This is a genomic window from Arthrobacter sp. CAN_C5, from assembly GCF_017875735.1.
In the GTDB taxonomy this organism is placed as follows: Bacteria; Actinomycetota; Actinomycetes; order Actinomycetales; family Micrococcaceae; genus Arthrobacter_D.
The window spans coordinates 2,269,373-2,289,477 of record NZ_JAGGMZ010000001.1; the positions used below are offsets into that span (position 1 = coordinate 2,269,373).

A 20,105-nucleotide genomic window follows, 5' to 3' on the forward strand; every position below is an offset into this window, starting at 1 on the left:
TATTGATGAGATCAACGATGTCGGCGCGGCCTGGTACCCGATTCGGGTTTCCCGGCGCCGAAAGAAACTATAGAGCCTCATCGCGCAATTCCCCGTACGGGCGCATCCTCCTGCTTGAAGCTCAAGACGTAGGTTCCAGCAGGAGGATGCTCATACGCGCCACTCTCGGTTCCTCACTACGAGGCAATCCGGGTACACAGGGATATGCACTCCTTCGCATCACCCTCCAGGATGCACCGCTGCACTTAGGCAACGGCTTACGGGCAGGTGAAGAGATTGGATGAAGTGCTGGTCTACCCGCTAACCGGGCTCAGGGCCTCAACGTCTGCAATGAGTTGCCAGAGCCCTTGGAGCCCGTGACGCCAGTCCTCGAAGGTAACTCATGGTGCGCCGCCGCCGCCAAGCTGCGTCCGAGCTGCTCCCCAGGGCAGGCATGGCGACCCCTCCCGAAATGTGCCATGGAAAGATCCACCTCCACCTCACGACCCTCTGGGTGTATCCGCCGGGTGACAGAGAACGGAGGCCCGTTCAAACCATTCTGCAGCGTGGCGATCAAGGCGCTCACCCCGGCATGAGTCTGCACCAATAGGCATATATGCGCGGCCGTGATCTCGTCCCGGCTGCCCAATATCCGAACGAGACATTCAACCGCGTCGTCCGCCGTCGAAGTCTGCGGAAGATGCGGATGATACGCGCCTGCAATCACCACGATGTCCTCCAGCAAGTGTGGGGGAAGCCCCATAGCCTGAAGCATGGAAATAACAGGATCACGTCCGGGGACCACGCTGACCTCTAGGGCGTCCAAGACTTCCTGCGTTAACAGCCGGCGACGCTGGTGGTCGGTTCCCTCACTGAACCGGACAATCTGGCCGCGCAGCCACGCCATCCCGGTATCACCGGGGACAGGAGCGGGAACTGAGTAGCGGGGGTCCTCCAACACCGTGGACTCTAATCTCTGCATATAGCCACTCTGCACGAAGAATGCTTCGGTGGTCATCGAAATATGCTCCCAGTACTCCCCCACAGCGAAGACCTCGTCTAACGGCGGCTTGGGAGAGTCTTGCTACCCTTCATTACTCAAGGCGCACGTGCAGGCCAAGAACTGCAAGTCCTTCTCTTCCTTCACTTGAAACGTTCAGTCCTCGCTCACCAGTGACAGCGGTGAGCCATTTCTTGAGAAGGAGAACCTGAAGGACGTGTGCTCCGAGCTGCCCTGCAATATGGGGGCGGCGTTCTGTCCAGTCAAGGCAACCCCTTACAACAGGTCGCCGTCCATGAGGTCGGAAGGCATTGATATTGAGTGCTTGCGCTACGGGTGTGAGCACCGGGGCGCGGAGGTGCCCTACTTTCCCGGCGATCAAAGCGTCGATGGTGCCTGTGCTGGTGAAGCTGTCACTGAGTGTCACGGCAAGCGCGCCAGCGAGGTGGTCGTAACACGTGCGCGCGGTCGCCAGTCGCTGCGCGGTCGCTGATTGGTTGTAGCTGGTGATGGTGTTGCGGGGCGCGATGGCTTGAAGAGCCTCTATGGCATGAGCGACATCGTCGTTAGCTAGTTCGAAGTACCGGTGTCGACCAAGGTTCCTTACCTCCAGAAATCCGCCGGTCACGAGTGCGTTAAGGTGACTACTAGCTGTGGGGGCTGATACTCCCGCTATGCGAGCCAGTTCGGAGGCAGGGAGTGATTTTCCTCCGATGAGTGCCATCAGCATGCTGGCCCGGGTGGGCTCGGACATGAGTTTGGCGGGTTGACTGATGTTCGTGTCGCCGTCCATGCCTCTCATGATATGCCGCACATATTTAGGGCTGGACCGAAGTGTAGCGCCCCTACTGTGAACGTATGCAAAGAATCCTCTTGTCCCACAGTTCCGTGCAGCACCGGGTATTTTTTGCAGCAGGTGCCACCGTCATCTTGTGGGCCTCAGCGTTCGTCGGGATCCGGATGGTAGGCGAGTCGTTCTCGCCGGGGTCTTTGACTCTGTTCAGGCTCCTCGTTGCAAGTGTCTGCTTGACCGTTCTTGTGTTCCTCAGGAAGCCGGTGTTTCCTCAACGAAGAGATCGGCTGTTCATCGTCGGGTTCGGCGTAGCGTGGTTCGCGGGCTATAACTACGCGCTCAACGCAGCAGAGCAGTTGCTGGATGCGGGCACTACAGCACTTCTAGTGAACATCGGCCCGATCCTCATTGCTGTGTTGTCTGCGGTTGTCCTGAAAGAGGGTTTCCCCAGGCTTTTAATGTGGGGGACGTTGGTAGCGTTCGCGGGCGTTGCGTTGGTGGCGGTGACAGCCGGCTCGGGTGATCGGATCGACCCAGCAGGAGTATTCCTCGCATTATTGGCTGCAGTGCTCTACGCGGTAGGTGTCGTGGTTCAAAAACCCGTCGTGGGACGGGTGGATTCGGTGATGGCAACGTGGTTGGGTTGCCTGGTGGGAACAGTAGTGACCGCACCATTCGCTGTATCACTGGTCGCCGAGATTCCGGAAGCCAGCCCAGCGGCTGCTTGGGGAGTGATCTACCTTGGCGTGTTTCCGACCGCAATCGCATTCACAACCTGGGCGTACGCCCTGCAACATACGACGGCTGGCAAGCTCGGGGCGACAACTTTCCTTGTTCCCGCCGTCGCCATCCTGCTGTCCTGGATAGTTCTTCGCGAGACACCCTCCCTGTGGGCGCTGCTCGGCGGCGGAGTCTGCCTGCTCGGTGTAGCAATCACCAGGCGGGAATCTGCCCCTCGAGAGCGACCCAAACAGGCAGACCTACCAAAAGCGATCACCTCACCCCCACCCCGGTAGTCCGACACGGAAAGGTCCTGCGCTTTGGATTTCCACCACTTCGCCGCATCCCACACCGCTGGCGACCCTCTTCTCATAGTCAACGCGTGGGACGGAGCATCGGCACGCTACCTGCACTCCCTCGGTCACGGCGTGATCGGCACAACAAGCCTTGGGTCCGCCTACGCAGCCGGACACCCTGACGGGCATGGACGAACATTCGCCGACGTTCTCGCCCTCGTCAAACGCTGTGCACACCTCCATATTCCCGTAACAGCCGACATTGAGAACGGGTTCAGCGACGACCCGCGCGAAGTCTTAGGTCGGGTCCGTGAACTCCATGAGGCGGGAGCAATTGGAATCAACATTGAGGACGGCCGCCCCGATCAAAGCCTCAGCCCTACAGAACTGGCAGCGGAGAAGATTAAGGTCATCTCCCAAAGCCTTCCTGAGCTATCCATCAACGCACGCACAGACGCCTACTGGGTTACAGACAACCTCCCGGACCAGACAAAATACGACATCGCGGTAGCGAGGGCACAAGCCTATGTCGACGCCGGTGCACATGGGATTTTCGTACCCGGGGTCAACGACAGGAGCACGATCAGATCTCTGGTGTCCGCCATACCGGCGCCGTTGAACGTACTGATCCAACCGGGCGGGCCGACCCTTGCCGAACTTACCAATGATGGGGTAGCAAGAATCAGCACCGGTTCGCTTCTGTTTCGGATTGCTCTCAGCTCCATCGGAACCGCCGTGCAAAACCTTCAAGCCACTCACCTCGAAATCCTAGAGGACCTACCGACCTACTCCGAGTTCAACGAACGGGGCCCATAGCTACCCGATTCGTGAGCCGGACACAACTATCTTGGCTCTACCTTGGGATGCCCCTCTTACCCCGACGTGAGGACCCATTGATGTCAGCTACTCCCTGGCGCACCCGCTGAAAATTACTATCGACCGGCACAGCTGCACCTGACCCCCGCGGCCCGGGCGGTAGTGGGGGAACAATCCCGGGCGCACCGGCCCGGGGAGCCACCTCATCACCCTGCACCGGGAAACAGGTCAGGAAATCCGTCGGGGAACCCGGTCGGGCAGGCCCATCCCTGGAACCGGTCCCTGCGAATTTTCGGGGAGGGGCTTGGGGAAGCCGCTGCCCTGGGAGGCCGCAGGATCTTTCCGGGCACACGGCGCGCCCGGCACTGTTTCCGGGACCAGAACCCGGCGGTGCCCTACGCTGGCTTTCGGCGCCGGTCTCACGCACAAACAGGACGTTGGGGGAAGCAGTGGGGGAAATAATGTTGGAGAGTCCGGACCGCCGTGCCTTTTTGATGGCCGGTGCTGCGCTGGCGTTGGCCGGATGCGTGCCCGCTACGGCCGGCCCGGCCGTTCCGTCCGTCGATCGTTCAATCCCCGCCGCAACCGGTGCCCCGGGCAAGGCACCCCGGGCATCCGCCTCAGATTCCCTGCGGCAGCGCTCCACCCGCGCACCGGAACCCACCGCACTCACCCGCGGGCAGGTCATCGCCGGGTTTTCGGGGAGGACCCCTTCCTACTGGGGACTGGAAGCACCGCAGGTCCTCACCACACTGCCGGCCGGCTCGGTCGGGACCGCCCTGACCCTTGACTTCTGCGGAGGCCCCGGAGGCAGCAGCATCGACGGGGCACTGATCGACATGCTGCGCCGGTTCCGGGTTCCGGCGACCCTGCTCCTGAACGGGCGCTGGATCACCGCCAACCCGGACCTTGCGCGGGACTTGGCGGCGGACCCGCTGTTCGAACTCGCCAATTATGGGACGAACCACTACCCCCTGAGTGTCAGCGGCGCCTCGGCGTATGGGATTTTCGGAACTGAAGGCCCGGGCAGCGTCTTCGACGAAATTATGGCCAACGACGCCGTGCTGACGGACCTGGCTGGCAAGCGGCCGCGCTTCTTCCGGCCGGGCACGGCCTACCTCGACGACGTGGCCGCGGAGATCTGTCTGGCCCTGAACCTGATTCCCGCCGGATTCAGCATCAACGGCGACGGAGGATCCACCTACACCGCGGCGTCCGTAGCAGCGGAAGCCGCCGCTGCAGGACCCGGCGATATCATCATCGCCCACTGCAACCACCCCGAGTCCGGTACGGGACCCGGCCTCGCCGAAGCGGTTGCTCATCGGCATCGACCCCGGGCCGGCCCGCGTCCCGTTCCCCTTCCGCCTCATCATTCTGCTCGCCACCATGGCTTTTCATGCCTTCTTTGGGTTGTCCCTGCTCAACGGCACCGAAGTGCTGGCACCGGGATGGTGGGACGACCTGCAACTCACCAACCAGGGAGCGCTCCTCGCGGACCAGCAACGAGGCGGAGCCATTGCCTGGGGCGTCGGTGAGCTACCCACCCTGCTGCTCGCCCTGGCCGTCGCCGTCGCCTGGCGAAAAGATGACCAGCGCCGGGCGCTCCGCGAGGACAGAGCCGCGGACAGGAACGACGACGCGGCCCTCCGCACCTACAATCAGCATCTCGAGGACCTACGAAACGGGCGCGCGCGATGAAAGACGACCACTATCCGCTCCCAGAATGCGGTGTAGCCCGTTTCTTACCCTCCTTGAGGGCCCGTGGGCTACTCTGATCATCAGAGAACTCCTCCGCGGACCGCACCGCTTTACGGAGCTGCGCACGGTTCTGCCACGAATGAGTGCCCACACCCTCACCAGTGGATTCCGGAAGTTCGAGACCTTCGGTCTCGTGACTCGCTCCGCATACGCGGAGGTCCCGCCGCGGGTGGTGTACGCGCTCACCCCACTCGGCCACGACCGACGCAGCGTTCTCGAGGAGATGAACCACTGGGCTTTGCAAGTACCCGTTCCCTCGCTCGGGACCGAAATCGCCCAGGGCGCGGACGAATCGGCCCCTATGCGGTTGTGAGAGGTGCTCATTTTTGCTGACAGAACAATAGGGCCGCCCAAGACGACCTGGTGGATGTCGTCCTCGGTTCCCGGGACATGGGTCCGAATTCCTGCCGCTCAAGCTGTATCCGCTTCACTAAGCAGGGGTACCAAAAACTCGCAAGCGCTAAGCAGCAGCGTGACCGGGCGACTGCAGGAAGTCCGCCGAGGATGCCCGTGGCGTGAACGGCATTGGACCTCGCTCGTAGAACCAACGAGGTATCCCAGAAGCGCCATCTAGGGCTCACCAGTAGAGTAAGCGCAACTTCATCTGCGAGTTCAGCCGACGGCGTCCGGAGATATCGAAACGTCATCAGCTAGGTTATCGGCGAATGAAAAGGTATTGCGGGAGAGTGCTTCGTCGGCTGCGGCTGCTGCAAAGGTGCAAACTTCTCCGTCATAAGTGGTGCCGTCTCGGTTGGCAGCTGGTCTACAGTGATGCAACCGCTCGGGTTGGCGTGGCTTGTCGGTTCCGGCCTTGGTAGAGGCGGCGGTAGCTTGAGGGTGTGGTGTTGAGTTTCCGGCTGAAGTGGAGCCGGAAATTCGCGGTCGTTCCCAACCCAGTCCGGGAGGCAATCGCCTGTACTGTCAGGTCAGTGGTTTCCAGGAGCCGGCATGCTTCGGCGATGCGTTGATCGTTCAGCCACCTCAACGGTGTCATTCCTGCTTCAGCGGTGAATTTCCGCGTGAAACTTCCGCGGGCCCATCCGGCGTGGACGGCCATCTCCTCAACGGTGAGCGCTTCAGCCAGGTTCTGTCTGGCCCAGGCGCAGGTGTCAGCGAAGGTAGTCAGGGGTGAGGCAACCACACGTTCCATGAACTGGACTTGGCCCCCCTCCCGGTGCGGGGCCACGACCATCCGTCGTGCGATGCTGTTGGCAGCTTCGGTTCCATAGTCCTTCCGGACCAGGTGCAGGCAGAGGTCGATGCCCGCCGCGACCCCGGCGCTGGTGCTGACGCTGCCTTGGTCGATGTACAGGACGTCCGCATCGACGGCAATCTCCGGGTACAGGGTTTGAAGGCGGGCAGCGTTTCGCCAATGGGTGGTCGCCCGCTTTCCGTCCAGGAGGCCTGCGGCTGCAAGGGCGAAGGCACCTGTGCATACCGATACCACGCGGGCGCCGTTGGCTGCGGCCTGGTTCAGAGCCTCACTGACCCCGGCGGGCGGATCGTCGAGCGGTTCGTATCCGGGCACCACGACCGTGTCCGCGGACAGGAGTGCGTCCAGGCCATCAGGGCCAAAATAGAATACCCGGATGTGGTGAGCACCAGTCCAGGCTGGGTTGCGCAGACCCGGAAGGAGTACCGTTTCCGTTCATCCATGTGGCCGAAAACCTGCGCTGGAATCGCAAGGTCAAAGGCGACTACACCCGGCAGTGCCAAAGCGACAACTCGGTGCATAGGGCCACTGTACTAACCAACGCACCGAGTGAGCAGAATCCTTTCCATACAGGGCGTTTTTGCCGAGCACTTCCACTACCGGCGCATGACAGCATGGCCGCATGATGATTTCCGGGACGCAGAAGACGACAGCGGCCGCTCCGAGGGGGCCCGGTCGTCCCCTCGGCTCTGATCCCTTGCGCAAGGGCCACATGGGCTGGCTGGTGGCCGGCGCGCTGATCACCGGGGTCGTCGCCGCACTCCTGCTGGCGGTGGCTCCCTTCATCCCGCCGACCGAGAGCGGGGTGGCCGGCGGTATTCTGGTGGGTCTGGCGCTGGGATGGGCAACGCTGGCGGCGCTCTCGGTGAGGTTCACTGATCAGCCACAACGGTGGGCTCTCGTCCCGGCCCTCGTGATGGGAATGGGCGGTCTCCTTCTGCTGGTTTTCGGTGCCCCGATGCAGGCAGTGCTCGCCTGGGTGGGGCCGCCGGTCTTGCTGGTGTTGGCGGTCTGGATGTTTATCCAAGTCAGTCGGCAGCTGCCCAGCCGGACCGGCCGCCTGCTGCTCTACCCGGTGGCCGTGCTGCTGGTCCTGGCGTCGCTGGGCGGGGGCCTGGAAACAGTGCGCGGAGCCGTTCCGGCGGCGAGTCCTCCGGGGCAGGGGCAGTTGATCGACGTCGGCGGCCACCGCCTGTACCTGAACTGCACCGGCTCGGGCAGCCCCACGGTGGTGATCGAACCGGGCGCAGGCCTGACGTCGTCGGACCTCACCCTGATCGCGCCGACCGTCGCCCGTGAGACCCGGGTATGCGTCTACGACCGGGCGGGGCGCGGGTCGAGCGATCCGGCGAACGTCGTGCAGGACGGCGCGCAGATCGCCACCGACCTGCACACGCTGCTGCAGCGCGGGAACGAGCCCGGACCTTTCGTACTGGCCGGTCATTCCTTCGGTGGCCTGTACGCCCTCACCTTCGCTGCCCGCTATCCCGAACAGGTCGCCGGATTGGTGCTGGTGGACTCGACCGCACCGGCGCCGGCGCCGGCGCCCGACGCGGCGGAGCCCGCGCTTCCCGATGACACCACGAGCCGGCTGTCGGCACTGGTCGGCGCCGCAGGGCGGTTCGGCATCGGCCCGCTCCTCGGAGTGGAGTCGGGCGATCACCTGAAGAGCGCGGTGGACGAGTACCTCCTCGCGGGGTCGTCCATGGATCAGGCTGCCGCGCTGAGGACCTTCACGGACAAGCCCCTGGTCGTCCTGACGGCCGGCAGCGGCACCAGATCCGGATGGGCCGAATCGCAGGACGCCCTCGCCACCCTGTCGACCAACACGCTGCACCGCGTCGTCGACGGAGCCACCCACGGTTCCTTGATCGGCGATGAACAGGACGCCGCCGAGACCGCCCGGGGGATCCTCGACGCCGTCACCGCAGTACGGAATGAAGCGGGTTTGCAGTGAATGGCCTCAACACATACACCCTTGCTCGCCAAACAAGACTAAGTCGGGTCTACACGACACGAGCGGGACGGGACTTGCTTGATCACAAACGGCAACAACGCCAACCCGCCATCGTCGACGAACCGAACCGGAGTCCTCGCAACATCATCACGGCGGAGGACTTCACCGCTCCCGCCACCGTGCCCGCTCGGTCGCTCATCAAGTGAGAGTGAATCGAACGGCGCCAGCGTGCGCTCCGCCATACCCAGCTCATTGGACCTACTCCCATAGGGATGACAGAGAACGCGAACGAGTTTCCGAGTCGGGCGGTCATGTACGAGTAAAGGATTACCGTTTGCCCGGCGCCGGCGGGCAAAGAGCGGGGATGTGGCTGGTCGTAATCGGCGTCCTGATCTGCGTTGCACTGACGCTGTCGACCACCAGAGCTCACGCGGGCGGGCCGGACACCCTGGACATTGCGGCGATCGACGGGTTCCTCGAGAACCAGATGGGCGCAGCAGCGATTCCGGGTCTTGCCGTGGCAATCACGCAGGGCGATCAGGTAGTGCACGTCCGCGGGTTCGGCCATGACTCGCTGGGACGGCCGGTGACGGGCGACACCCCGTTCCGGATCGCTTCGTTGAGCAAGTCGTTCACATCACTGGCGGTACTCCAGCTCGTCGACGCCGGTTTGGTCTCGCTGGACGACCCTGTTGTCGCACATCTCCCTGAGTTCCGCTTGAACGACCCACGCGGGTCCGACATCACCGTCCGGCAACTGCTCAACCACACGACAGGACTTGCCGACGGCACCAGTCCCGACCTCAGTCGTAACCAGCCGGACTCTCTCGCCGAGGCAACTGCAGCCCTCACCGCTGTGGAACTCGTCGCCACGCCCGGCGCCCAGTGGAACTATCACAACCCGAACTATGAAATCGCCGCACGCCTCGTGGAAGTCGTCAGTGGAGAGACATTCGAGCACTATCTTCAACGCCACGTTTTCCAACCCCTCGGAATGATCTCGAGTGTCACGACGAGAACGGACAACGAACGAGTCGAAGGGCTCGCAGACGGGCATGTCGTACTGTACGGGACGCCAGTCGGGACGCGGGGGCCGGGCCTATTTGCTGCGGGGTCCGGGGGCGTGGTCAGTACGGCCTCCGACATGGCTCGGTGGCTTGCTGTGCACACGAATTACGGGATGACTGCCGACGGCAGCCGCATTTTATCTAAGCAAGGGCTGATTTCGATGCACACCCCGAGCGCACCAAACGGGTACGCGCTCGGATGGGATACGGACGGACCAGTCGCGGCACCGACTCGTCTGGAACACAGCGGCAACTTGCTCACGTTTAGCGCTTTTCAGGTGCTGTTGCCTTCCGACGACATCGGTGTCGCGGTGCTGTTCAATAGCAGCACTGCATTCCTGGACGAGCAATCAACCATCATCTCCCGCGTCATCGACCTTATTGAAGGCGCTGACGTCCCACCGAGCGATACGTTGACACGCACCGACGTTACGAATGCAATTCTTGCCCTGCTCACCGTCGGCGCCGTGGCTCTAGGAACTCGTCTTACGATGCTTTCTCGGCGCTGGGCCAGTCGGAGCGGTGCATCCCAGACACACTTGGCGCTAAGCACTGTCCCATATGTTGCGGTGCTGGGGCTATGCGCGGCGTTTCCGCGCATAGCCCAGCTGGCTTACGGCCGGGAAGTGACCTGGGTCGCCGCCGCCTACGGCTGGCCAGCCCTGGTGATCTTCGTCCTCACAACAGGACTGGCTGCGCTCACCGTTCTGAGCACTCGGGTGCTGCGCCTGCATCAACGCAGGCGCGCTCTGAAATGCCCGGCAACGGCGGGGCAACCAGTGCCGGCGCCTCTGTAGCACCACCACCTACACGCATCACCCTATGATGGCTAACTTGCTCGCCGATGGGCTCAACGACCTTGACCCACACCGCACCAATAGGGAAGAGCCAAATGCCACCCCATGAAGTTCGAGCCACGCCACGACCGATCCGCTCACCGACAGACGTGCCAACGGCCGCCATGGTGTGGGGAGCGGTCGTCGGAACAGGGCAAGCCGCCTCACCGCTGGTGGCATGGTGGCTCCCACCGTCCGCTGTCTATGCTTTGGGTCTTGCCGTGATCGTCTCGGCCTATATCGGATTCGCTGTGGCCGACGGGCGTATCCGTGTGCTCTTAGTCGAAATCGGCGTCGCCGCAGCCTTCGTCGTGGTCGCTGCAACAGCGATCACGGGATCACGGGATCACGGGATCACGGGATCACGGGATCACGGGATCAGCATGGACCATAGTCGCCTCGCTGACCGCGCACGGACTGAAAGACCTGTGGCAACATCGCACGCAGTTCGTACGTAACACACGGTGGTGGCCACCGTTCTGCGCCACTGTCGACTTCGTCGCCGCGACGATTCTTGCAGTACTTCTCCTTAGGTAGTGAATACCAATGCGTGATCCTGTGTAGTCCGCAGGAGACAGGACTGCAATCTCCAAGAACCGGCGCAATTGGGACGTCTCATCATCGCCCCGAAGGGGTGCAGCTCGTCGCAGCACTTCGCGTGCTCGTCCTTGTCACGACTCAGGCTTCGCTTGCGTGCCTGCTCGCCGTGGCAGCACCCTTCACCGTCGGTTTCGTCGGTGCGAGCTGAAATGGGAAGGGGATAAGCACGCGCAGTCACAGTGGGCTAAAGATCAGCAAGTTAGATCAAGCAGCACCAGAGATGAGACTCAACAGAATTGAGCACCCTACCATGACGTCCTTAAACCAGTATTTCTTCTGCACTGATGAGAGAAAAGAACATGGATATGCCCAGAAAATGACTCACACCGACCAGGAAATTCAGTATTTTCGGGTACTCCAGTCGGTGGCACTCTGCCTTAGTACTAGCACCGAGGCGCTCGAACAGATCCCTCACGATGAACTACACGGGGACGACCAAACTGCACTCCTTTGGATGCACACATCCCTCGATGACATGCTTGCCACCATTCACGGGCTCTTGCAGGCGCGCGATCATCGCTATCCCCAAATAAATGTATATGTACGGCCACTAAAATCGATGTGTACGTTCCGTCGCAAAGCGACATGCACCTACTGTTGCGAGGCGAGATGTGCGCGTACTGTCACCGGGTGAGTCCACTACTCACTTGCTTCGGAGCTGGTAGAGCAAGCAATCGGATTGCCGGAAGTACGGCTGGGCTGGGAGCCGGCAAAGCCGAGCCACCCCATCACGTGGCCGTGCTGAAGTATGGTTGATCCCGTTACAGAAGTTGTGGTTGCATCGGTCTGCGGGTAATCAAAGTGGCTTCCAGATCGTCACGAATCCGCATACTCTTGTAGGACGCATTTATCACCCGCGGAGTCAGAAAATGTAGTCGCGCCTTTCCTTGTATTAGAAGGGCTGCGAGTGCGCCCAAGAGTGCGATAGTTCCGTCGTATATAAAGGCGGCTGAGAAGCCGTCCGTCGGGGTAGATGCATTCCCCAGCAAAGCGACACAGATAATCCATATATCTGTGTATCCATAACCACTATGAACTGTGCTGTCGCGATAAGTTTATGTACAAGCGCGAGCCAGCTGTGCGAGGCCGACGGTGCAGCTAAGTCTGACATCTCAAACTCCGATGGTTGGGTGCTTTGTTGCTGAAGGAGGGTGCCTACGATAGGCGCTGACGGCGCGAACCTCGTCGTCCAAAGTCCTTTTTGATACCCAATCCGGGGCCTTTTGTAATTTTTTACCATATCCCGTAGGGCACTCATGAGCTTCAGGTGATTTCATCAAGGACCTCACTGCTTCGAGCGCTTCGGTCCTCGCGCAGGACTTCAAGGGCGGCGAAACAAGTCTGTCGTCGGGAACAACTTCTTCTAAGTCATCGACCCTCAGGGCATCCGGCCGCTACATGAGACTCCCGTCGTCGTCCGGCTGGCCGGGATTTGGCAGAATCCTTTTCATACAAGGTGTTTTTGCGGTGCACTTTCACTACCGGCGAATGACAGCATGATCGCATGATGATTTCCGGGGCGCAGAAGACGACAGCGGCCGCTCCGAGGGGGCCCGGTCGTCCCCTCGGCTCTGTTCCCTTGGGCAAGGGCCACATTGGCTGGCTGGTAGCCGGCGCCCTGATGGTCGGGGTCGTCGCCGCTCTCCTGCTGGCTGCGGCTCCCTTCATCCCGGCGACGGAGAGCGGTGTGACCGGGGGGATCCTGCTGGGCTTCGCGGTGGGATGGGCCCTGGTAGCTGTGCTGTCGGTGAGGTTCACGGACCAGCCGCAGCGCTGGGCCTTGGGTCCCCTCTCTGCCCGCAAGGCAGCACGCCAGAACCCCATCGACGCCCTCCGGTACGAATGATGCATCCGGATACGCTTCCCGATCCACAATCAAACAACCCCACAGTCCCCGAAAGGACCACCATGACCGAAACCAACAGCCTCTCCCCCGCTTACCTTCAAACCTGCCGTGACGCCCTCGCCCAGGAACAGGCCGCAAGCCTCGCCGCGACCAACGGATGGGAACACGTCGACCGGGACCAGGTCCACGCCGACTGGGACGAGATCTACCGCGAACTCGCCCAGGACCTCGAACAGCGCAACCCCCAGAACGACGCCACCCAGGACCTGATCCACCGGCACTACCAAATCGCCTGCCGGTTCTACACCCCCAGCAAGGAGGCCTACATCGGCATGGCGCTGTTCTATCGGGAGAACGAGGACATGCGCATGTTCCACAACGGCTACCACCAGGACCTGGTCGAATTCCTCGTCCCGGCCATCACCACTTACGCCCAACACCGGCTCTAAAACGACCCGCCGCTGGCCAAAGCTCCCCGGGCCGGTCCAACAATGGGGAACCCCATAGCCCGTGGATGTCTGACCGCACCCCTGGTCTATGGGCGGCAGGATGAGCAATTCACTATAGCCCCGCCGGATGATCACCGCCTGGTTCTCACCTCAACCATGTCCCCTCGTAGGCGCGGTGCGCTGCTGATCATAGGGGTCCCTCGCAAACGGGCATTGTTCGGCCATGTGAGTCGGAAGCGGCATCCCGAGAGTCCGTCGTCTCGGCGGAGTTCGGGTGGAAAGGGGTGAGGGCTCCGTAGAACTGGTAACGGCCCAGCAATCGACGCCAAAGGAAGCTCTGAAGGTCTCCAGGAGGTCCAACCCGGAGGACATGAGAACTGCACAAGCGGGGCACGTGCTTCAGCTCACCTTGAGCCACCGGAAGCAGTTACGAACAGCTTCTGCAGGACATCTTTGGGCCCGGGTTTTCAACCCCCTTCCGCGCGGAGGACCTCGGGGAGGCGGACTTGACAGGATCCAGTCGCTTCGGACAAGCCCTGCCCGCATGGGTTGGTGAAGCCGTCGCCCCCGCGGGAGGCATCCGCGCGAACATAATCACCATGCGCGGCTTCCTTCGGTCGGTTCTCGATGGGACAGCGCGGGGCCTCCCTGACACAACCTGGGTCCGAACCGACCCGGTGAGGGATCCTCGAACGGACAGGGGCACCGTTGTAGGCGTAGATGATGCCAGTACAATTTCGACGGGGCTTATTGGCCCCGAATTAGCGGATTGGCAGAGGGGTTTGATGCGAGCTTATGCGGCTGTCCTAAGTCTTCCAGGTGCTGCCCAGTTCATGTCAGCCGGCCTGGTGGCACGAGTCCCTATTGGCATGCGTGCAGTTGGGACGATCCTCCTCGTGGCGGCTTTCACCGGGTCGTTCGCTGTTGCAGGTGCCGTTGCAGCCACCCTGACGATCGCTACCGCTGTCGCAGCACCAGCAATCGGGAGACTGACCGGCAAGCACAGGCAATCAACCCTCATCTACTGGACCCTGCCCGTTCACGCCCTCGCCACCGTGGCCCTGGTGCTCCTTGTATCGCAGCAAGCCCCGATATGGACGTTCTTTCCCGCGGCGGCGCTGGCAGGGCTGGCCACCGTTCCGATCGGCTCCCTCGTTCGCACCCGCTGGATCGGCGCAACCGCGGACACCGGATACAGGCCCACCGCCTACGCGCTAGAAAGCGTACTGGATGAGTTGATCTACATTGTCGGGCCCGTCGTCGTCACTGCCCTTGCCGTGGGAGTCAACCCTGCAGCAGGTCTTCTTGGGGCTCTGGCCTTGTACGTTCTGGGCAGCCTTGTCTTCTCATCGCTACGACGAACCGAACCCCCGATCCAAGCCACCAGTGCAACCACGCCTCGCACCAGATCGATCCCCGCCGGCATGGCTGTACTGATGGGGGTGTTCCTCCTTGCGGGCCTCTACCTTGGAACCCTCGACATCGGAATCATCGCCTTCGCCGAAGAACAAGAATCCCCCGTCAGTGCGGGCGTCCTCCTTGGCCTACTTGCGGCAGGGAGTGCCGTCTCCGGCTTCGTCTACGGTGCTCGACGTTGGCCAATAACCCTGCCCATTCAGTTGCTGATCGCCGTCGTCGCCCTGGCCGTGGGGTCACTGCCCCTTCTGGCCGCGCAATCACTCACCGTGATGGCAGTGACTGTCGTCATCGCCGGTTTGGGATTGGCTCCGGTACTCATATCTGCCAGCTCCCTTGTCGGTGACCTGGTGACAGAGCGCTCACTGACGGAAAGCCTTGCCTGGCTATCAAGCGCTATAACCCTCGGCATAGCTCTCGGTGCAAGCGGCGGTGGAGCTCTCGTCTCTCAGTTCGACAGTACGGCCGCGCTGGTCCTAGGAACTGCCGGCGCGATACTGGCCGCCCTCGTCACCGTTGTCGGCCTGCGAGCACTTGGCCGCACCAACCAGCTCTAGCTCGATTGTAACCGTCACCCGTTCAATGAACGGTGAGGGATGGTTCTGTGGGACGGTGCCCATGCTGATTTGAACCCCGGAAGCTGCACTCGCTCTTGATCCTGTCCCCTTGCAACGACACTTGATCTGGGCAGGATCATAGACTCATCTACGAGTGGGAGCGACAGTGCTTTGTCCCATCGGGGTGTCCCAAACCAGGACCGGAACGGTCGCCGAGTGACAGGTCTGGACGGGACTGGACTTCCCCAAAACCGGCACCTACGTCATTGACGGGGGCCTCTTCGCCCTTTCTACAAACATCGAAAAGGGCCAAGGCATGTACAGCGAATCAGGCTTTTGGGTCTAACACCGCTGAGCCCAAGGCCTCAGCTTCCGGTGTAAACGACCTCGGTGATTGCGGTAGACCCACCCGAGAAGGGCCTGCTGAGCGATCCCTCAGCGCATCCTCAAGACGCGCCACTAAATTCCGGCGCGATGCTCTCGGCAACTGGGAGAGACAACCCTCATGGCGCTCGAGGGGTTGGTCGCTAGCGCCGCAGCCGGACGGACAGGCCGCCGTTGAAGATCGCCGCCGCAGTTGGGACAAGCTCGGTCCTGGAAGCGTTCAACGCAATCGGGGCACCAAGTGCATTCAAATGTGCAGATGTATGCCTCCTCGAAGGGAGCAATGTCGCGATCGCAACATTCGCAATTGGGCCGGATCTCAAGCATCTAGCCACTCTAATCCCGGGATTGCTCTTCGAGAAAACCTCCCTAGGCGATGCTGTCCCCGACCACGACAATGCGCTCCACGCGCTTTTCTGAGCCGGTCACTCCGGTGTCCCGGCCGGACCCGGGACCGGCAGTGTCCCCCGGAGCTGCTGCTTCGGCGTAGACCCAGGCAGGGAGTCCGGATTCCAGCCGCACCAGCACCCGAACGTAGTCCCCGACCTCGTATCGGTCGGCCGCCGCGAGTTCCTTATCGGAGAGCTCGAACACGGTTCCTTCGACCACATCCGAGGCCTCCGGCGAAGCACGCAGGATCGGGTGGACGTCGGCCCCGCTGGCGGCAATCACCGCGGAGTCAGTGATGCGCAGCGGAAAGACCCGATATCCGGGCAACCGGTCCTCGGTGCCTACCAAAAGGCGCCCGAAGTGCTCGATCTGGACACTCGGCAGCCGAAGCGTTCCGTAGGAAAACAACCGCTGCACCGTGCATCCCCATTCATCCACGGCCAATCTTCATATGGCCCCCAAAGCACAAGACCCTATCATCGAGCCCCGCACCACGAAGGCTCCCCACGCTGACAACATTGCGGTCACGGGAGCACTCCGATCCCCCGCCGTGGTCTTCCTGGTGAAGATGGCAGTGAAGGTTGTCGTTACTTCTTTGGCAATCGTTCCGCAAGTTATCGGTCGCCGCATGCGGTGACGTCAGCTCATGCTGTAGCCAGCAAAGGGCGGCGATGACCCGGCAGTTCTGGTTCGCTTGCAGTTCCTAGGCAAGCGGCAGTTCGAGCGTGAAACGCTCCTTGGGTTGATGGGTGGCTCCGACCCGTTCATAGAATTGAATTGCTCGTGTATTCCATGCTGGTGTCTGCCACTGCAACTCTCCATAACCCCGTGCCCGCGCGTCGGTCGCGACTGAGTCTAGGAGTAGGCGGCCGATTCCGGCGCCGCGGTAAGTACCCGAGACGTAGAGACAGTCAAGGTGCGCGAAGGGCTCGCCCTTCCAGGTAGCGACGTCCGTGGTGATCGACGCGTACCCGACAGGTCCACTCCCGGCGTGAGCAACGAAAATGGTCATCCTTCCCGCGCCAATGAACTGTACGGTTTTGTCCGCCCAATCCACCGGAAGGATGACGTTGCTTCGCTCATAGTCGATGTGGGCCTCCACCAGGGCGCGAATCGCGTCGCACTCCTCGATCGTGGCCACCTTCGTAATTGATGTCGGGGCTGTCACACCGTGCACCGTATCAGGTTTGATGCCGCTCTCTTGTTGTGAAGATAGCGATTATGCCCACGCGATACCCCCCAGATCAACATGAGCGTTCCGGGCGGATGGTCCTGGACCACCTTAGTGACGCGGACGAACGCCCCGGTGTCAGCAGTGCCGATCAGACCCGGATCAGGGAGTTGGAGAGGGAGAACCGGCGCGGACTGCTTCACCATCACAGTCCTCGCCCGATCCGTGAGCGACCTTGAGCGCATCACCGGTCGGCTCGTCATTCTCGGCGGCATCACCGCCGGCGTCGTTTACTCGAGCCCCATCTTGGCCCGACACATCACCCCTGCCTGACCCGCTTCACCGACTTGAAGTCCTTGGCCTCGACAGTGAAGCACACGACGAGACTGCAACGAAACACCTCCCGCTAGCCGATCAGAGTCTCGTGTCTACGAGCTTAGGTGTGTCATATGGCGGGTTGTTGATACTGCATCGGGGTCTTTCAGGCTGCCCAGGTGGAGCGATAGTTGCTGGGCGAAATACGTAGGTGCCGGCCGAAGGCGGCACGCAGTCCTGCGGCAGTGCCGAACCCACTTTGACTTGCGATGCCGTCGATAGACAGGTCAGTTCGTTCCAACAGTTCCTGTGCACGTCGGACGCGTTCTCGTACCAGCCAGTCACCTGGCGTCCGCCCATACGTTTCGAGGAAACGCCTGGTTAGCTGTCGTTCACTGAGATGCGCGCGCGAGGCGAGGTCCCGGATGAGGATTGGCTGATCCAGGTGAGCGATGGCCCACGCCGCAGCCTCCGCAACCGCTGGTGGGTGTGGCCCGGGGACGGGCCGAAGCACATATTGCGCTTGGTCAGCAGTGCGGTGCGGCGGGGTGACCATGCGGCGGGCGAGTTCATTGGCAACGGCTGTGCCATGGTCTTGGCGTACGAGTTCGATGCAGAGATCGATGCCCGCGGCGGTACCGGCGGAGGTGTGAATCCGATCGTCTTGAGCATAGATGACGGCTTCATCCAGCTTAATCAGGGGGAAGCGGCGGCGTAGTTCATCCGCGTGCATCCAATGCGTAGTCGCGCGGCGTCCATCGAGGATCCCGGCTTGGGCGAGCACAAACGAGCCAGAGCAGATCGCGGCGATCCGAGCACCTCGCCTGTGCGCCTCCCGGACCGCTTCCACGAGGTTGGCTGGCTGCACCGCGTGAATGTCGCTGCAGGCGGGCACGATCACCGTGTCTGCTTGAACGAGTTCGTCGAGCCCGAACGGTGTAGTGGAGGCAAACCCACCAGCGATCGTAGCGCCGGGCTCGGTGGCGCATAACTGGAAGTCGTACCACGACCCATCGAGCTCAGGCCGTGGAATCCCGAAGATCTCGCAGGGCACGGCGAGTTCGAAGATCGGGGCTCCCGGCATCACCGCAACTGCTACCTGGTGCATGTCTGTTCTGTTGCGCATGTTGTCCATCATGCCACTGGTGAGTTGCCAGGAGTGCTAGTGAAATGAGTTAGTGAGCAAACTCCAGACCCTTCAGCACGTTCATCCGCGATCAATCGGGGTCCTTCAGGGCGTCGCACTGTATGTGTGCGCGATTCTCGGCGCTGGAGTGCTGGTGTTCCCCGGACAAGCGGCATCCCTTGCAGGTCCGGCGTCGTTGGTCGCTTGGGGGTTCAGTGCTCTACTCGGTATTCCGATCGCGTTTACCTTCGCTGCACTTGCGTCACGCTTTCCTGATGCCGGCGGAGTGGCGACCTTCGCAGCAAGAGCCTTTGGACCCTCAGCGGGAGGTATCGCTGGATGGTGGTTTTTCATTGCTGGATCGATCGGGCAAACAATTGTTCCACTCACCGCCGGCTACTACGTAGCCGCCGCACTGGGTATCGGACAGCATTGGGCACCAGCAATTGCGGCCGTCGTACTGATCGCCGCAGTCGCCGCGAACCTTGTCGGCCTCAAGCTCGGCGCGCGCGTGCAGATCGCTCTCGCCAGCGGCGTCGCGTTGATCCTGCTGACCGTGATCATCGTCGCGATTCCGCAGATTCGTTTCGAGAATCTGACTCCCTTCGCTCCGGGCGGGCTGCAGGGCATCGGCCAGGCGGTCATCGTATTATTCTTCGCTTTCGCTGGCTGGGAAGCCATCGCACACCTTTCGGCGGAGTTCCGCGACGTGCGCCGCACCCTCCCCCGGGCCACCCTGCTGACCATTCTGATCGTTACCTTCCTCTACCTCGGCGTCGCATTCGCCGTCGTCGGAACCGGGTCCTACGGCACCCCTGAACTTGATCGGACCGCTCTTGGCACCATCGTCGGACAAGGTCTTGGCCTATCAACGGTGGGCGTCGTCGCTGTCGCAGCAACCATCATTTGCTTGGGCACGACGAACGCCTTCATCGCGTCAATCTCCCGACTCGGCTACGCCCTGGCCCGCGACGGATGGGCGCCGGCACTCCTACGACAGCAGGACCGAAGCGGAACACCAGCAATCTCAATTCTGACCGTGGGATCGATCGGAGCCGCAGGACTACTCGGAGCCGCACTATTCGGCTGGGGCACTGATGACATTGTCTTCATCCCCTCCGTTCTCGTGCTCGCCACCTACCTCCTTGGCACTGCCGCGGCCGTGCGCCTTTTCACCGGGGGTCTGCGCCTTCTCGCGTCCACCGCGCTAGGCCTGCTGCTTCTCACAGTGCCTTTCGCTGGATGGCACCTCCTACTCCCGCCCGCGGTTGCAGTCGCCGTTCTTGCCCTGCATAGGCGCTAAAGCAGACCATCGCCCCTGGCTACAAGGAACCATGTCGAAAGGGACGTAACCTCATGCTTGAAATTCGTCCCACCTGTGAATGGTGCGATCGCGACATCGGGCCGTCCGATGCA

The 20,105-nt window shown here is 61.8% G+C and carries 18 protein-coding genes and 2 pseudogenes; 12 read left to right on the plus strand and 8 right to left on the minus strand.

Annotated features, from left to right (window positions below; all coding sequences use genetic code 11):
- Window positions 1-310: 310 nt before the first annotated feature.
- A complete protein-coding gene (locus H4V95_RS10715) occupies window positions 311-997 on the minus strand; it encodes a hypothetical protein (RefSeq protein ID WP_209730407.1) in 687 nt (228 codons plus the stop codon).
- A 76-nt stretch (window positions 998-1,073) separates the two neighbouring features.
- Entirely contained in the window at window positions 1,074-1,772 is a 699-nt protein-coding gene (locus H4V95_RS10720) for a helix-turn-helix transcriptional regulator (RefSeq protein WP_209730409.1), read from the minus strand.
- A gap of 65 nt (window positions 1,773-1,837) precedes the next feature.
- On the opposite strand from H4V95_RS10720, the gene H4V95_RS10725 reads away from it, so the two are divergent.
- The 4 genes and pseudogenes from H4V95_RS10725 to H4V95_RS18390 all read left to right on the plus strand — a co-directional run.
- Window positions 1,838-2,788: a DMT family transporter gene (locus H4V95_RS10725; protein WP_209730411.1), complete on the plus strand. Its 951-nt coding sequence runs from the start codon at window positions 1,838-1,840 to the stop codon at window positions 2,786-2,788.
- A 24-nt stretch (window positions 2,789-2,812) separates the two neighbouring features.
- Window positions 2,813-3,604 (plus strand): isocitrate lyase/phosphoenolpyruvate mutase family protein, encoded by a 792-nt coding sequence (locus H4V95_RS10730; protein WP_209730413.1) that lies wholly within the window; start codon window positions 2,813-2,815, stop codon window positions 3,602-3,604.
- 494 nt (window positions 3,605-4,098) lie between these two features.
- Window positions 4,099-4,731 (plus strand): annotated as a pseudogene (locus tag H4V95_RS18660) (polysaccharide deacetylase family protein); the annotation flags it as partial.
- Between the two features lie 187 nt (window positions 4,732-4,918).
- Window positions 4,919-5,128, plus strand: a pseudogene (locus tag H4V95_RS18390) (cytochrome c oxidase assembly protein); the annotation flags it as partial.
- A 12-nt stretch (window positions 5,129-5,140) separates the two neighbouring features.
- Here the strand turns inward: H4V95_RS18390 and H4V95_RS18665 are convergent.
- Window positions 5,141-5,269 (minus strand): hypothetical protein, encoded by a 129-nt coding sequence (locus H4V95_RS18665; RefSeq protein WP_281064615.1) that lies wholly within the window; start codon window positions 5,267-5,269, stop codon window positions 5,141-5,143.
- Between the two features lie 58 nt (window positions 5,270-5,327).
- Here H4V95_RS18665 and H4V95_RS10745 point away from each other — a divergent pair, with 58 nt between their 5' ends.
- Window positions 5,328-5,675, plus strand: coding sequence for a helix-turn-helix domain-containing protein (locus H4V95_RS10745; protein ID WP_209730415.1), 348 nt, complete (start codon window positions 5,328-5,330; stop codon window positions 5,673-5,675).
- 450 nt (window positions 5,676-6,125) lie between these two features.
- Here the strand turns inward: H4V95_RS10745 and H4V95_RS10750 are convergent, their stop codons facing one another.
- Window positions 6,126-6,890: a helix-turn-helix domain-containing protein gene (locus H4V95_RS10750; protein WP_312884009.1), complete on the minus strand. Its 765-nt coding sequence runs from the start codon at window positions 6,888-6,890 to the stop codon at window positions 6,126-6,128.
- 307 nt (window positions 6,891-7,197) lie between these two features.
- On the opposite strand from H4V95_RS10750, the gene H4V95_RS10755 reads away from it, so the two are divergent.
- The 6 genes from H4V95_RS10755 (at window position 7,198) to H4V95_RS10775 (ending at window position 15,303) form a co-directional block, all read left to right on the plus strand.
- A complete protein-coding gene (locus H4V95_RS10755) occupies window positions 7,198-8,532 on the plus strand; it encodes an alpha/beta hydrolase (protein WP_209730417.1) in 1,335 nt (444 codons plus the stop codon).
- 74 nt (window positions 8,533-8,606) lie between these two features.
- Entirely contained in the window at window positions 8,607-8,738 is a 132-nt protein-coding gene (locus tag H4V95_RS18670; RefSeq protein ID WP_281064532.1) for a hypothetical protein, read from the plus strand.
- Window positions 8,739-8,896: 158 nt separating this feature from the next.
- On the plus strand, window positions 8,897-10,396 hold the full coding sequence (locus H4V95_RS10760) for a serine hydrolase (RefSeq protein ID WP_209730419.1): 1,500 nt from the start codon (window positions 8,897-8,899) through the stop codon (window positions 10,394-10,396).
- 2,143 nt (window positions 10,397-12,539) lie between these two features.
- Window positions 12,540-12,881 carry a hypothetical protein gene (locus H4V95_RS10765; RefSeq protein WP_209730420.1) on the plus strand — a complete coding sequence of 114 codons (342 nt, stop codon included), beginning with the start codon at window positions 12,540-12,542 and terminating at the stop codon, window positions 12,879-12,881.
- A gap of 62 nt (window positions 12,882-12,943) precedes the next feature.
- The gene (locus H4V95_RS10770; protein ID WP_209730421.1) at window positions 12,944-13,330 is read left to right on the plus strand and encodes a TipAS antibiotic-recognition domain-containing protein; all 387 of its coding nucleotides are present in this window, start codon (window positions 12,944-12,946) and stop codon (window positions 13,328-13,330) included.
- 869 nt (window positions 13,331-14,199) lie between these two features.
- Complete coding sequence (locus H4V95_RS10775; RefSeq protein ID WP_209730422.1) at window positions 14,200-15,303, plus strand: MFS transporter; 1,104 nt, start codon at window positions 14,200-14,202, stop codon at window positions 15,301-15,303.
- A 459-nt stretch (window positions 15,304-15,762) separates the two neighbouring features.
- Here the strand turns inward: H4V95_RS10775 and H4V95_RS10780 are convergent, their stop codons facing one another.
- From H4V95_RS10780 to H4V95_RS10795, 4 genes are all read right to left on the minus strand, one after another.
- A complete protein-coding gene (locus H4V95_RS10780; RefSeq protein ID WP_209730423.1) occupies window positions 15,763-16,014 on the minus strand; it encodes a DUF1272 domain-containing protein in 252 nt (83 codons plus the stop codon).
- A gap of 42 nt (window positions 16,015-16,056) precedes the next feature.
- Window positions 16,057-16,515: a gamma-glutamylcyclotransferase family protein gene (locus H4V95_RS10785; RefSeq protein ID WP_312884010.1), complete on the minus strand. Its 459-nt coding sequence runs from the start codon at window positions 16,513-16,515 to the stop codon at window positions 16,057-16,059.
- Window positions 16,516-16,780: 265 nt separating this feature from the next.
- On the minus strand, window positions 16,781-17,245 hold the full coding sequence (locus tag H4V95_RS10790; RefSeq protein WP_209730425.1) for a GNAT family N-acetyltransferase: 465 nt from the start codon (window positions 17,243-17,245) through the stop codon (window positions 16,781-16,783).
- A 484-nt stretch (window positions 17,246-17,729) separates the two neighbouring features.
- Window positions 17,730-18,689: a helix-turn-helix domain-containing protein gene (locus H4V95_RS10795; protein ID WP_245345666.1), complete on the minus strand. Its 960-nt coding sequence runs from the start codon at window positions 18,687-18,689 to the stop codon at window positions 17,730-17,732.
- 52 nt (window positions 18,690-18,741) lie between these two features.
- Between H4V95_RS10795 and H4V95_RS10800 the strand changes: the two genes are divergently transcribed.
- Entirely contained in the window at window positions 18,742-19,992 is a 1,251-nt protein-coding gene (locus tag H4V95_RS10800; protein ID WP_209730426.1) for an amino acid permease, read from the plus strand.
- Window positions 19,993-20,105: the final 113 nt, after the last annotated feature.